Origin of the sequence: Mesorhizobium sp. GbtcB19, from assembly GCF_019091085.1 — a bacterium.
Taxonomy (GTDB): Bacteria; Pseudomonadota; Alphaproteobacteria; order Rhizobiales; family Rhizobiaceae; genus Mesorhizobium.
Genome location: NZ_JAGXJY010000009.1, coordinates 209,936 through 223,561, shown reverse-complemented (window position 1 = coordinate 223,561; position 13,626 = coordinate 209,936). Strand labels below are relative to the sequence as shown.

Below are 13,626 nucleotides of genomic sequence, written 5' to 3'. Positions count from 1 at the left end.
ACAAAGCTGGTTCACATCCCGGGGAATAGGCCACGATCCGGCATCGTTAGGAACAGGGCAAGGGCGTGGCATTTTGACCGGTTGGGTCCGGTGGACGCGGCATGGGGCAGTCACTATTATCCGGCCCAAAATTGGGAAGTCGACATGAACTATCAGCGGTTCTTCGAGGATGCGATCGACCAGCTCCACGCCGAGCGTCGCTACCGCGTTTTCGCCGACCTCGAGCGCATCGTGGGCAAGTTCCCGCGCGCCATCTGGCGTTCCAACGGCCGCGCCCGGGAAATCACCGTATGGTGCTCCAACGACTATCTTGGCATGGGCCAGAACGCCGACGTCATCGCCGCCTTCCAGAACGCCGCGGGAAAGATGGGCTCGGGCGCCGGCGGCACCCGCAACATTTCCGGCACCTCGAACCCGCTGGTCGAGCTTGAGCTTGAGCTCGCCGACCTGCACGACAAGGAAGCAGCACTGGTCTTTACCTCGGGCTTCGTCTCCAACGAAGCCTCGATCTCGACCATTGCCCGGCTCTTGCCCAACTGCCTGGTGCTCTCGGACGAGCTGAACCATGCCTCGATGATCGAAGGCGTGCGCCGCTCTGGCGCGGAGAAGAAGATCTTCCGCCACAACGACGTCGCGCATCTGGAAAGCCTGCTGCAGGCCGCGGGGCGCGAGCGCGCCAAGCTGATCGTCTTCGAAAGCGTCTATTCGATGGACGGCGACATCGCGCCGATCAAGCAGATCGTCGAGCTCGCCGAGCGCTACAACGCCATGACCTATATCGACGAGGTCCATGCTGTCGGCATGTATGGACCGCGCGGCGGCGGCATCACCGAGCGCGAAGGCCTGGCCGACCGCATCGACATTATCCAGGGGACGCTCGCCAAGGCCTTCGGCACGTTGGGCGGCTACATCACCGGCACCAGCGCGGTGATCGACGCCGTGCGCTCCTATGCGCCGGGCTTCATCTTCACCACCGCGCTGCCGCCGGCGATTGCCGCCGCCACTACCACCTCCATCCGCCACCTCAAACGCTCGCAGGCCGAGCGCGACGCGCAGCAGCGCCAGGCATCCCGTACCAAGCAGGTGCTTGCCGCCGCGGGCCTGCCGGTGATGGAATCGGCCACCCATATCGTGCCGGTGCTGGTCGGCGACCCCGAGCTTTGCAAGATGGCCAGCGACCGCCTGCTCGGCGTGCACGGCATCTACATCCAGCCGATCAACTACCCGACCGTGCCGCGCGGCACCGAGCGGCTGCGCATCACGCCGACGCCGTTCCATTCGGATGCGCTGATCGCCGAGCTGCAGGACGCGCTGGTCGAGACCTGGGATGCGCTGGGCATCCCGTATGGCGCCGCCGGCAGGCCTGCCGTCGCCAAAACTGACCGGATCATTCCGCTGCTCGTGCCGAAGTCGGGCGGCTGAAGCCCGTTCGAAACTCTACTCCGGCGGCCACCTGCCGCAGCTTTCTCCGCTTCCGGTGCTCACGGACCTGAATGTCCGCTGCGCTCCGGTTCTCGAAAGCCACGCCAGGTGACTCCCCGGAGCGAGTTTCAATCCGGGCTTCGTCGATGGCTCGGCTACACCGTCTTCATCCATTTCGCCAGGCGATGCGCCGCTTCCTCGAGTTGATCGAGGCGGCGGTGGAAGCATAGTCTGAGGAAGGCTTCGCTGCCCGGGCCGAAGGCAGTGCCGGGCGCCAGGCCGACATTGGCGTTGTCGACGATGTCGAAGGCGGCGCTGCGGGAATCGGTGATGCCGTCGACCTTGAAGAACAGATAGAAGGCGCCTTGCGGCACGGTGAAACGTGCCTTGCCGGTCGCACCCAGTATATCGCAGACGAGGTCGCGGGCGGCATGCGCGCGCTCGACCTGTTCAATGATGAAGCCGTCGCCCTCGTCGAGAGCGGCGACGGCGCCGCGCTGCATGAACTGGGCTACCCCAGAGTTCGAGTACTGGATCAGGTTCTCGAACACCTGCTGCAAGGCCGGATGCGTCTTGATCCAGCCGACGCGCCATCCGGTCATCGCCCAGTTCTTGGAAAAGGAGTTGACGAAGAGGATGCGGTCTTCGGGCGTGGCGACGTCAAGGAAGGACGGCGCGCGGCCGCGCCCATAGTGGAACAGCGAATAGATCTCGTCGGCGATGATCCACAGGCCCTTTGCGCGGGCGAGATCCAGAATCGCCTGAAGCGTCTCTTTGTCGGCGGTCCAGCCGGTCGGGTTGGACGGGGTGTTGATGAACAGCAGCTTGGTGCGCGGCGTGATCGCAGAGGCGATCTTGTCGACATCGCAGGACCAGCCATTGCCTGACTGGTCGAGCACCACCGGAACCGGGATGGCGCCGGCCACGCCGGCGGCAGCGGCGAAATTCGGCCAGGCCGGCGAGAGGTAGATCACCTCGTCGCCGCTGCCGGCAATCGCGTCGATGGCCAGCTGGATGGCGTGCATGCCCGAGCCGGTGACGATGAACTCTTCCTCGGCGAAGGTCTGGCCGAAATGCCTGGCGTAGTAGCTGGCAAGCGCCTGCCTGAGCGGGGGGATGCCCTTCTGCCAGGTGTAGAAGGTCTCGCCATCGGCAAGCCCCTTGGCGGCGGCAGCGCTGATGAAGGAAGGCGTCGGCAGGTCGCCTTCGCCGGCCCAGAGCGGAATCAGGCCTTCGCGCAGGCGGCCGTGATTGACGACGGCGACGATGCCGCTTTCGGGCGCGGCACGGGCTTCGGTGCGCAAGGTTTCGATGAGGGTCATGAACAAATCCGCTTTCGTCTTGGTACGGCTCTTATCAGATCGATGAACAGAAAACCCCGGCCGCGGGCGGCCGGGGTTTTGGTCCAGAACGTCTGCCGAAGCTTATCTCTTGGCGAGCAGATCGCGAATTTCGGTCAGGAGCTGAACATCGGCTGGCGGCGGGGCCGCAGCGGCGGCAGGCTTCTCGCGCTCAAGCCGCTTGCGCAGATTGTTCACCGCCTTGACCATCAGGAAAATAATGAAGGCAAGGATCAGGAAGTTCAGCACGACGGTAATGAAGCTGCCATAGGCGAAAACGGCGCCCTCTTTCTTGGCGTCGGCCAACGCGGACGAGTGGACGTTCGAGGACAGTCCGAAGAAATAGTTGTTGAAGTCCAACCCGCCGAAAATCGCGCCGACGATCGGCATGATGATGTCGTTGACGAGCGAATCGACGATCTTGCCGAAAGCCGCGCCGATGATGACGCCGACGGCCAAGTCCATGACATTGCCCTTGGAGATGAACTCCTGGAATTCTTTCAGCATTCGACCCTCCTTGACGGGCCGCGCTGCCGCCTCATCCATGTCCTTCGGCGCCGGCCCGGGCTCACAATAACAAAAACCCCCGGTTGCAAAACCGGAAAAACGGCCAAAGCACCGGTTTGTGTTTAGGCAGAGTCATCAAGCACATATGCGCCGAAAGCCGCGGTGGACTCATGGTTGGAGCTGTGATTGCGTTGTAGAAGCCGGATGAGGAACCGGCCAGGGAGGAAGTGCGGACCGTGCAAGGCTGGTTCGTCGTCATCATCGCGATCGCCTATGTGACGCTGCTGTTCGCCATTGCCAGCGTCGGCGACCAGCGCGCGGCGGCCACCGGGTTCGGCCGCGCGCGGCCGTTCATCTACGCGCTCAGCCTCGCCATCTACTGCACCTCCTGGACCTTCTTCGGCTCAGTCGGCCTCTCCGCCGAGCGCGGCCTTGAATTCCTTGGCATCTATACCGGACCGGTACTGGTCTTCGTGTTCGGCTTTCCGCTGCTCAACCGCCTGGTCCGGCTGGCGAAAAGCGAGAAGATCACCTCGATCGCCGACCTTCTCGGCGCCCGTTACGGCAAGAGTTTTGTCGTCGCGGCCATAGCGACAGTGATCGCGACGGTCGGCGCGGTGCCTTACATGGCGCTGCAGCTCAAGGCGATCTCCGGCTCGGTCAGCCTGATGGTCGAACACTATACCGGTTCGCCGCCCTCTTTCGATCCGTTCGTCAGCGACATCTCGCTCGTGGTGGCAATGCTTTTGGCGCTCTTCGCGGTGCTGTTCGGCACCCGCCATGCCGACGCCACCGAGCACCAGGACGGCCTGGTTCTGGCGGTGGCGGTCGAAACCGTGGTCAAGCTCGCCGCCTTCATCGCCATCGGCCTGATGGTGACCTTCCTGATCTTCGGCGGGCCCGGCGACATGTTCGCCAAGCTCGCCGCCAACGGCCAGGTGCGCCAGGCGATGAGCTACAACACCTCCTTGGCCACCTGGCTGGTGCTGACCGGCTTGAGCGGCTTTGCCATCCTGATGCTGCCACGCCAGTTCTACGTCACCATCGTCGAGAATCGCAGCGAAGCGGAGCTGCGCACGGCAACCTGGGTGTTCCCGCTCTATCTGGTGGCGATCAACCTCTTCGTGCTGCCGATCGCCTTTGCCGGCCTGTCGCTGGTCGGCGGCAAGACCAGCAGCGACCTTTACGTGCTGTCGCTGCCCTTGCTCAGCGGCCATGATCTGCTCGCCATGGCCGCCTTCATCGGCGGCCTGTCGGCGGCGACCGCCATGGTGATCGTGGAGAGCGTGGCGCTGTCGATCATGATCTCCAACGACCTCGTCATCCCGCTGTTCGTGCGCCGCGTGCTCAAGACCAGCACTTCGGAGAACGAGGACTGGTCGACGCTGATCCTCAATGTCAGGCGCGCGTCGATCTTCATCATGCTGTTCATCGCTTTCCTTTACTACCGCGAGAGCACCAACAGCGCGCGGCTGTCCTCGATCGGGCTGATGTCGTTTGCCGCGATCGCCCAATTCGCGCCGGCGCTGATCGGCGGGCTGATCTGGCGCCGCGCCAATGGGCGGGGTGCCGCGCTTGGCATGGTCGCCGGCATCGCCGTCTGGTGCTACACCCTGCTGCTGCCTTCACTCGCCGGTCCGTCTACCGACATCGTCGTCCATGGCCTGTTCGGCTTCGAGGCGCTGAGGCCGCAGGCACTGTTCGGCACGGTCGGCGAGCCGCTGAACCACGGCGTGCTGTGGAGCCTCTCGGTCAATGCGCTGTTCTTCGTGCTAGGCTCCCTCTCGCGCGCGTCGCTGCCGCTGGAGCGCATCCAGGCGGCAATCTTCGTGCCGCGCGAAGCCGGCCCCATGCCGAGTCTCAGGCGCTTCCGCACCGCCGTCACGGTCAACGACCTCAAGGACACGATCTCGCGCTATCTCGGCGTCGAGCGCACCGAGCGTTCCTTCCAGTCCTTCGAAAAGGACAATGCCGTTTCGCTCCACGGCAAGGAGCAGGCGAGCATGGACGTCATCCGCTTCTCCGAACAATTGCTGGCAAGCGCGGTGGGCTCGTCCTCGGCGCGGCTGATCCTGTCGCTGCTTTTCCGCCGCAACGACCGCGATTCCAAGGATGCCTTCAAGCTGCTCGACGACGCCACCGAGGCGCTGCAGCACAATCGCGACTTGCTTCAGATCGCGCTCGACCAGATGGAGCAAGGCATCACCGTCTTCGACCGCGATTTCCGGCTGATCTGCTGGAACCGGCAATACCGGCTGCTGTTCGACCTGCCGGACGAGATGGGCCAGGTCGGCGTTTCGCTCGACCGGATCCTGCGCCACCTCGCCGAGCGCGGCGACATTCCCGCCGAACAGCGCGTGACGATGCTCAACCGGCTGACCAGCTTCGCCGGCCCGTGGCAGATGGAGCTTAAGACCAGCGGCCGCATCCTGGAGCTGCGCTCCAACCCGATGCCGGACGGCGGCATCGTTGCCACCTATGCCGACATTTCCGGCCGCGTCGAACAGGACCTGGCGCTGAAGCGGGCCAATGAATCGCTGGAGCAGCGCGTCAGGACCCGCACCATCGAGCTCACCCGCGTCAACGAGGAACTGGCGCAGGCGCAGATGCTGGCCGAGGAGGCAAACCTCGGCAAGACGCGCTTCCTCGCGGCCGCCGGACACGACATCCTGCAGCCGCTGAACGCCGCCCGGCTCTATTGCTCGTCGCTGATCGAGAAGGCCGGCAAAGGGCCGGCCGGCAAGGCCGCTGTCAACATCGAATCCTCGCTGGAATCGGTCGAGACCATCCTCGGCGCAGTGCTCGATATCTCGCGGCTCGACGCCGGCGCCATGAAGCCGGAGGACACCGCCTTCAACCTGGGCGGACTGCTTGGCCAGATCGGCAATGATTTTCGTCCGCTTGCCGCGGAAAAGAGGCTCGAACTCAAGATCATGCCGTCCTCGCTCGGCGTCATGACCGACCGCAATCTCTTGCGCCGGCTGATCCAGAACCTCGTTTCCAACGCCATCAAATACACGCGCGAGGGCCGCATCCTGGTGGGTGTGAGGCGGCGCGGCGAGCTGGCCGAGATCCAAGTGATCGACACCGGCATCGGTATTGCCGGCGACAAGCTCAACACGGTCTTCCACGAATTCACGCGGCTCGACGAGGGCGCGCGCGAGGCCGAGGGCCTTGGCCTCGGCCTCTCGATCGTCGACCGCATCGCGCGGGTGCTGCGGCTCGAAATCCGCATCTTCTCCAATCCGGGCAAAGGCACGCGCTTTTCCGTCCTCCTGCCAGTCGCGGCGGTTGCGGCGCCACCGCGCGAGGTCGGCAAGGCGCCGGCGCGCTCCGCCTCGACGCTTGCGGGATTGAATGTGCTTTGCATCGACAATGACGCGCGCATCCTCGACGGTATGCGGCTGCTGCTCGAAGGCTGGGGCTGCCGTGTCGAGACGGCTTCGGGATCGGAGGACCTTTTGAAATCCGGCGCGCCAAGGCCCGATATTGTGCTTGCCGACTATCATCTCGACGGCGAAACCGGGCTCGAAGCCATCGACGCGCTGCGCGCCATCTATGGCCAGGATCTGGCTTGCGTGCTGGTCACCGCCGACCGCTCCAGCGAAGTCCGCACAGCCGCGGGCAGGCTCGACATCCCGGTGATCAACAAGCCGCTGAAGCCGGCCGTGCTGCGCTCGATGATGGCACGGGTCAGACCGCTGGCACCGGCGGCGGAGTGATATCCGGTCTCAACCTCGATGCCCTAGGCTTGTGAGATAGGCGCAGAACATGTCGGCGAGCGCATCGGAATAGGCTTCGGTCTCGGCCGGTGTTCGCTCCTTTTCCGAAAAACCGGCGCCCACGGCGCTCAGCGTCTTCATGATCAGATCACCGGCGAGGACGCGGACAGCATCCGGCGCCTCGGGCAGCGTTTCGCGCATGAACGCCTCGACAGTGCGGTTCGCCATGGCTTTTGCCTCCTCGGCCTCGGGGGCGTCGCGATAGAGGGGTGCCGCATCGTTCAAGGCGCCGCGCACCGCCGCCTCCTCGCACTCGGAACGAATGAAGGCATGGACCACCGTGCGTATGCGTCCAAGGGGTGTTTGTTCCCTATCTTCAAGGATGCCGCACAAAAGCTCCGTCGTCTGGCGCCACTCGTCGCTTTGCAGCCTGAACAGCAGCGCCGCCTTGTTGGGAAAATACTGGTAGAGCGAGCCGACGGCGACGCCAGCCTTTTCGGCGACGCGCGTCGTGGTGAAACGCTGGGCGCCTTCAACAGCCAAAACCTGAGCAGCGGCCTGCAGAATCGCCGCGACAAGCTCGGTGGCGCGCGCCTGCTTTGGCTGTTTTCGGGTGGAAATTGAAGGGCTTGGGCGTTGCATCATGGTCGCGCTCGGAAATGCGAATTGGAAACCTGAAGGATTATTCGTATTTTTCGGAGCAACACAAGAACCCCGCCCCGGAGACAGCCATGAGTACCTTGACCGGAACCCCGCTCGCCCCCTTGCTCGCCCGCCTGTTCGAGGAAGCCGATGCGGCAACCAGCCCGGCGATCGCCCGGTACTCGGGCGAGGAACGGACGCGCCTCATCAACAGCAAGACCGAATATCGCCAGTTCTACGGCAGCCTGAAGGATCTGTGGCTCGCGGTCTCGCCCGAGACCGGCACGCTGCTCTACATGCTGGCGCGCAGCACCGGCGCGCGCGTCATCGTCGAGTTCGGCACGTCCTTCGGCATCTCGACGCTCTATCTTGCCGCCGCCTTGCGCGACAATGGCGGCGGTCGCCTGATCACCACGGAATTCGAGCCGTCCAAGGTGGTGCGGGCCAAGTCCAATCTGACGGAAGGCGGCCTCATCGACCTGGTGGAGATCCGCGAGGGCGACGCGCTGGAGACACTCAGCGCCGACCTGCCGGACACGATTGATCTTTTGCTGCTCGACGGCGCCAAGGCGCTCTATTCGGAGATATTGAGCCTGGTCGAGAGCCGGCTCAGGCCCGGCGCGCCGGTCATCGCCGACAATGCCGACTTCTCGCCCGACTATCTGCAGCGGGTGCGCGCGCCGGCGGGCGGCTATATGTCGACGCCGTTCGGCGACGACGTGGAGCTGTCGATGCGGCTGAACTAGGCGCTTTCAACACAAAACTGATGCTGCTCGTCCGAGTGGCCGTAGGCGTTTACGTCAACCAACGCGCAATCCCGGCCTTCGGGCCCCGGCCTTTGAGCCTTTGACGCGTAGGTGACATCATGACCATTTTTCCACTCTCCTGGCGCGGACTGCCGCGCCCGGCCCTGCTCGGCCTCTTCCTGTTCTTCTGTGCCGGTTTCGCCGACGGCGCGCTGGTGCCTTTCTTCCCGCTCTGGGCGAGCAGCGAGGCGAATATCCCGATCGGCGCCATCGGCCTGTTGTTTGCCTGTTATGCGGGCGGCGAGCTGATCGCCGCGCCGCTGATCGGCGGCATCGCCGACCGGATCGGCCGACGGCCGGTGCTGATCCTGTCGTCGCTCGGTGTCGGCTGCGGCTTCATCGCGCTGTTCTTCGTCCATGGCGTCGCCGCCATTGCCGCTGTCCTGCTTTTGACCGGCATGTGCGAGTCGGTGCTCCACCCGACCATCCTCACCGCGATCGCCGACGTGACCGAGCCGTCCGCGCATCCGCGCTGGTTCGGCATGGCGCGGGTGAGCTCGAGCGCCGGGCAGATCCTCGGACCGGCCTGCGGCGCGCTGCTGGCGCTGGTTTCACTCAGCAGCGTGTTCCTGGCCGGCGGCGGCATGCTCATCCTTGGCGGCATCGTCATGTTCGTTGCATTTGCCGAGACGGGCGGGCATGCCGCAGTCGACACTGATGAAACGGAGGACGAGGAAGGCCTGTCGGCGCTGCTGCCGGCCTTCCGCGACGGCCGGCTGGCCAGATTGCTCGTCTGGGTCGTGCTGTTCGAAATCTCCGGCAACTGGATCGAGGCCGTCATCCCGCTCTATGCGCAGGACGCCGGCACGCTCAGCCCGTCGGGTGTCGGCACGCTGTTTGCCTATGCAGCCGCCTTGACCGTCGGCCTGCAGATGCTGGTCAGCCGCTTTGCCGAGACGCGATCGGCGCTTTGGCTGACGATTGGCGCCGGCATCTCGACCATGGCCGCTTTCGCCCTGCTCGTGGCCTCGCCGGCGATGATCTCCCTGGTCGCCGCGGTCAGCCTGTGCGCAATGGCGCAGATGCTGGTCGGGCCACTGGTGCCGACCGCCGTCAACGTGCTGGCGCCTGTGTCGCGGCGCGCCTCCTACATGGCGGCATCGTCGGTGGCGGTCGACCTCAAGGACTCGCTTGGGCCTTCGATCGGCACGGCGGTCTATGCGCTCGCGCCGCGCCTGCCCTGGGTCGCCGGCATTCCGCTGATGGCGATCGCTGCGCTTGGCCTCGGCGCCGCGATCGGACGGGCGCGCAACCCTGTGGACACCGTCGAGGATGAGGCGATGCCGGGCTCGGCCGTCGAAAACTATCGCTGAGCCCTCAGCATCGCAGCCAAGTCGCGCAGGCCGGCAGCTTCAGATGGAGCTGTCGGCCATCTGCGAGTTGCGGAAGCGGGGCCTTGCGCCATTGGCCGCCGGCCGATGCTCGCGAAACGCCATGGCAAGGGTGCGCAGCGCCTCGCGCGATTGGGGATCGGAGAGCGTCGAAAGCAGCAGGATTTCCGTTGCCGGCAGCGGCGGCAGGCCGAATTTGCGGCTGACCTCGATGGTGCCTGGCGGGGCGAGCCGGCAGGAAAAGACCGCCGCGGCAAGGCCGGCCGAAACCGCCTCGGCCACCGCAAAGGAGCCGCAGCCCAGGAAAACCTGCGTCCACGGTATGCCGACCGCGTCGAGCGCGCCGGTGACGATGTCGCGGATGCTGCAGGACGGCGAGGAGGCGGCCAGCCGCAGCGGCTCGCCGGCGCGGTAGACGAAATCGGGCGTGGCGTACCAGCCGAAATGCTCGGGCGCCAGCACCTCGCCGTCACGGCGGTCATCCTCGCGCCGCACGATCGCGGCGTCGAGCTCGCCGCGATCGAAAGCAGCAAGCAGGTCGCGCGTGTCGTCGAGCCGCACCTCGATGGTCAAGGCCGGATCATGCGCGTTAAGCCGCGCCAGCAAGGTCGGCACCTCGGCGCCGCCGACATGGGTGGCGATGCCGAGCCGGAAATGGCGGCGAACGGCGGTGAGACTGGCGACGGCGCGGTCATGTGCGGCAAGCAGCTCGCGCGCCGGCTCCAGGAACACCGCGCCGCGCGCCGAAAGGCGCACCAGCCGCGGCGTCCGCTCGATCAGTCTTTCGCCGATCCGATCCTCCAGCCGCTTCAGCCTGACGCTGATCGCGCCCTGCGTGGTGCCGAGGGCCTCGGCGGCGCGCGTGAAGCTGCGCAAGTCGGCGACGGCGACGAAGGCTTTCACCGCATCTACGTCCAGCGTCATGTCAGCTATCCTGTTTTGTTGTCACTGAAATAGCCAACCATGCAATTCTAAAATGATCAAGCCTGCCCTAGCTTGGGTTGATCGCGCGGCGGCGGCCACCATCCAGTCTCGCCCCGCCCAAGGAATTCGAGAGGTTTGGTCATGACAAACGTCCTCACCCGGCGAGGCATCGTCGTTCTGTTCGCGGCATGCCTTGCCTGCCTGATGTTCGGGCTCGAGATATCGAGCGTTCCCACCATCCTGCCGACGCTGGAGCAGGTGCTCGATGCGGATTTCAGGCAATTGCAATGGGTGATGAACGCCTACACCATCGCCGTCACCACGGTGCTGATGGCGGTCGGCACCATCGCTGACCGTTATGGGCGCAAACGCGTCTTCCTGGTCTCGATCGCTGCTTTTGGCATAACTTCGCTGCTCTGCGGCCTGGCTGACAGTATCTCGATGCTGATCGTCGCGCGCTTCCTGCAAGGCTTGAGCGGTGGCGCAATGCTGATCTGCCAGCTCGCCGTGCTGTCGCATGAATTCCAGGAAGGGCGCGAGCGCGCGGTGGCCTGGGGCTGGTGGGGCGTCATCTTCGGCATCGGCCTCGGCTTCGGTCCGATCATCGGCGGCGGCATCGTCGCCGTGTCGAGCTGGCAGTGGGTTTTCCTCATCCATGTGGCGGTTGCGGTCGCCGCCTTTGGGCTTGCGCTCACCGGCGTCCATGAATCGAAAGACCCTCAGGCGGGAAAGCTGGACCTGGCCGGCATCCTGACGCTGTCGCCTGCCGTCTTCTGCCTCGTCTTCTACATCACGCAGGGACCGGAGCTTGGCTTCGCCAGCCCGGCCGCCTTGGCGATCCTTGGCCTGTCGGTCGCGAGCTGCGTGGCGTTCCTCATCGCCGAACGGGTCAGCAAGCGGCCGATGTTCGACTTTTCGGTGTTTCGCATCCGGCCGTTTTCCGGCGCGATCGTCGGCTCGGCGGCGATGAACCTCAGCTACTGGCCGTTCATGATCTATCTGCCGATCTGGTTCCATGCCGGGCTCGGCTTGGACAGCTTCGCCACCGGCCTTGCCTTGCTGGCCTACACGCTGCCGACGCTGGTCATGCCGCCTTTGGCCGAACGGCTGTCGTTGCGCTACCAGCCGGGCGTCATCATCCCGGCAGGGCTTGCCACCATCGGCATCGGTTTCCTGCTGATGAAATGGGGCAGCACTGCTGCCCATGCCAGTTGGCTGACCATGCTGCCGGGATGCCTGATCGCCGGCACCGGCCTTGGCATCACCAACACGCCGGTCACCAACACCACGACCGGCTCGGTTTCGCGCGACCGCGCCGGCATGGCGTCGGGCATCGACATGAGCGCGCGCATGATTTCGCTGGCCGTGAACATCGCGGTGATGGGTTTCATCCTGGCGAGCGGCGTGTTCTCGCATCTCAGGGCCGCTCTGCCCGATCTCGACGGCGCCGGGCTCTCTCGGCTCGCCGAAGCGATCACGGCCGGCAATCCAGTTCCAGGACTGCCGGACAAGGTCGCGCATGACGCGCTCGCAAATGGTTTCGGCTGGGTGATGCTCTATGGCGGCATCGCCGTCTGGATCATGGCGGCGATCGGCTTTGCGATCTTCAGGGCGCAACCGGCGCGGCAGGCGGCGGCCCAGGGCTCGGACTGAGCCGGATAGTTGTCAAGTCACCGGCTGCAGCGGGTCGCCGCCGATCTTCGACAGCTGGATGACCGCCTGGGTGCGGCTGTCGACGCCGAGCTTTTGCAGGACGGCCGAGACATGCGCCTTGATGGTGGCCTCGGAGACGCCGAGCTCATAGGCGATTTGCTTGTTGAGCAGGCCTTCCGCCAGCATGCCGAGCACGCGCGTCTGCTGCGGCGTCAGCGCCTGCAGGCGCTTGATCAGATCGGAGATTTCGGGGTCGCGCTCGACACCGAGTTCGACGCCGGCGGGTGCGGCGATATCGCCGGCAAGCACCGCCTGCACGGCACCGCGGATCTCTTCCATGCTTGCCGACTTGGAGATGAAACCGGACGCGCCGAGATCGAGCGCGCGGCGGATGGTCACCGGATCGTCATGGGCCGACACCACCACCAGCGGCACCGTCGGATGGATGCCGCGCAGCGAGATCAGCCCAGAGAGGCCGCTGGCGCCCGGCATCGACAGGTCGAGCAGCACCATGTCGATATCCTCGTTGGCCAGCACCAGCGCCTTGGCGCTTTCGAAATCGCCGGCCTCGTGGATGGCGGCAACGTCACCGATGCCGGCCAGCGCCTCCTTCAAGGCACCGCGAAAAAGCGGATGGTCGTCGGCAATGACGAAAGTGTGGCCCGACGGCAAATATTCCTCCCCCGATCCCATCATCATTGTGTGCTTCTTGCGGGGACCGGAATGATTATGCGGCGGCGGGGCGCGTTTTCAAGCGGCAAAGGCCGCGCACGCGTTTTTCCCAACGGGTTTCAAGTTTTTTGGTTCAACTTGGCGCCGTCGCCGTCTTCCTTGTCCATGTCCCTGACGATGTCTTTGAAGGTGCGGAAGAACTGCTGCATGTAGCCCATCGTCTTGTTGAAATCCTCCTGGCTGGGCAATTGCGATTCCAGTCGCGAGGACAGCGAATTCTCGAGCTTGGCGACACGCGCGTCGAGCGCCTTGACCGAATTGTCCAGCCGGTCGATCTCATCCTGGTAGGCGGCGCGCTCATCGGCCGCCATCTTGCAGACGAGCTGGCCGGAGCGCTCCTCGCAGATCGACATGGCGCCGGTCTGGGTGTCCATGCGGACATAGCCGGTGGCGGACTTCTCCAGCCGGTAGTGGTCGGTCTCCTCGGAATAGGCGGAAGCGGCAACCAGCGAGCAGAGCGCCGCGGGGATCAGGATGTGCTGAAGACGCATGTTGTCCTCCATGAGCCGATAAGCGCAGCCTGTCACGGCTTTGCGCCGGAAATGGG

General features: G+C 64.9%; 11 protein-coding genes. 5 read left to right on the top strand and 6 right to left on the bottom strand.

The annotated features are described in order from the left end of the window. Window positions 1-144 precede the first annotated feature (144 nt). Window positions 145-1,422 carry a 5-aminolevulinate synthase gene (gene hemA, locus KVT37_RS17770; RefSeq protein WP_217575347.1) on the top strand — a complete coding sequence of 426 codons (1,278 nt, stop codon included), beginning with the start codon at window positions 145-147 and terminating at the stop codon, window positions 1,420-1,422. Between the two features lie 155 nt (window positions 1,423-1,577). Here the strand turns inward: hemA and KVT37_RS17765 are convergent, their stop codons facing one another. After that, complete coding sequence (locus KVT37_RS17765) at window positions 1,578-2,744, bottom strand: pyridoxal phosphate-dependent aminotransferase (protein WP_217575345.1); 1,167 nt, start codon at window positions 2,742-2,744, stop codon at window positions 1,578-1,580. Window positions 2,745-2,846: 102 nt separating this feature from the next. Continuing rightward, window positions 2,847-3,269 (bottom strand): large conductance mechanosensitive channel protein MscL, encoded by a 423-nt coding sequence (gene mscL, locus KVT37_RS17760; protein WP_217575343.1) that lies wholly within the window; start codon window positions 3,267-3,269, stop codon window positions 2,847-2,849. 236 nt (window positions 3,270-3,505) lie between these two features. Between mscL and KVT37_RS17755 the strand changes: the two genes are divergently transcribed. Next, a complete protein-coding gene (locus KVT37_RS17755; RefSeq protein ID WP_217575341.1) occupies window positions 3,506-6,991 on the top strand; it encodes a PAS domain-containing hybrid sensor histidine kinase/response regulator in 3,486 nt (1,161 codons plus the stop codon). Window positions 6,992-7,000: 9 nt separating this feature from the next. Here KVT37_RS17755 and KVT37_RS17750 read toward each other — a convergent pair whose 3' ends face one another. After that, entirely contained in the window at window positions 7,001-7,636 is a 636-nt protein-coding gene (locus tag KVT37_RS17750) for a TetR family transcriptional regulator (RefSeq protein ID WP_217575339.1), read from the bottom strand. Between the two features lie 86 nt (window positions 7,637-7,722). Here KVT37_RS17750 and KVT37_RS17745 point away from each other — a divergent pair, with 86 nt between their 5' ends. Together KVT37_RS17745 and KVT37_RS17740 are read left to right on the top strand one after the other, a co-directional pair. Continuing rightward, a complete protein-coding gene (locus KVT37_RS17745) occupies window positions 7,723-8,379 on the top strand; it encodes an O-methyltransferase (protein ID WP_217575337.1) in 657 nt (218 codons plus the stop codon). A gap of 119 nt (window positions 8,380-8,498) precedes the next feature. Further along, the gene (locus KVT37_RS17740; protein ID WP_217575335.1) at window positions 8,499-9,752 is read left to right on the top strand and encodes an MFS transporter; all 1,254 of its coding nucleotides are present in this window, start codon (window positions 8,499-8,501) and stop codon (window positions 9,750-9,752) included. Between the two features lie 39 nt (window positions 9,753-9,791). On the opposite strand, the gene KVT37_RS17735 is transcribed toward KVT37_RS17740, so the two are convergent. Beyond that, window positions 9,792-10,694 carry a LysR family transcriptional regulator gene (locus KVT37_RS17735; RefSeq protein WP_217575333.1) on the bottom strand — a complete coding sequence of 301 codons (903 nt, stop codon included), beginning with the start codon at window positions 10,692-10,694 and terminating at the stop codon, window positions 9,792-9,794. A 141-nt stretch (window positions 10,695-10,835) separates the two neighbouring features. Here KVT37_RS17735 and KVT37_RS17730 point away from each other — a divergent pair, with 141 nt between their 5' ends. Continuing rightward, entirely contained in the window at window positions 10,836-12,347 is a 1,512-nt protein-coding gene (locus KVT37_RS17730; RefSeq protein WP_217575331.1) for an MFS transporter, read from the top strand. A gap of 12 nt (window positions 12,348-12,359) precedes the next feature. Here the strand turns inward: KVT37_RS17730 and KVT37_RS17725 are convergent, their stop codons facing one another. Beyond that, window positions 12,360-13,019, bottom strand: coding sequence for a response regulator transcription factor (locus KVT37_RS17725; protein ID WP_217575420.1), 660 nt, complete (start codon window positions 13,017-13,019; stop codon window positions 12,360-12,362). Window positions 13,020-13,138: 119 nt separating this feature from the next. Then, window positions 13,139-13,570, bottom strand: coding sequence for a hypothetical protein (locus tag KVT37_RS17720; protein WP_217575329.1), 432 nt, complete (start codon window positions 13,568-13,570; stop codon window positions 13,139-13,141). Window positions 13,571-13,626 lie beyond the last annotated feature (56 nt).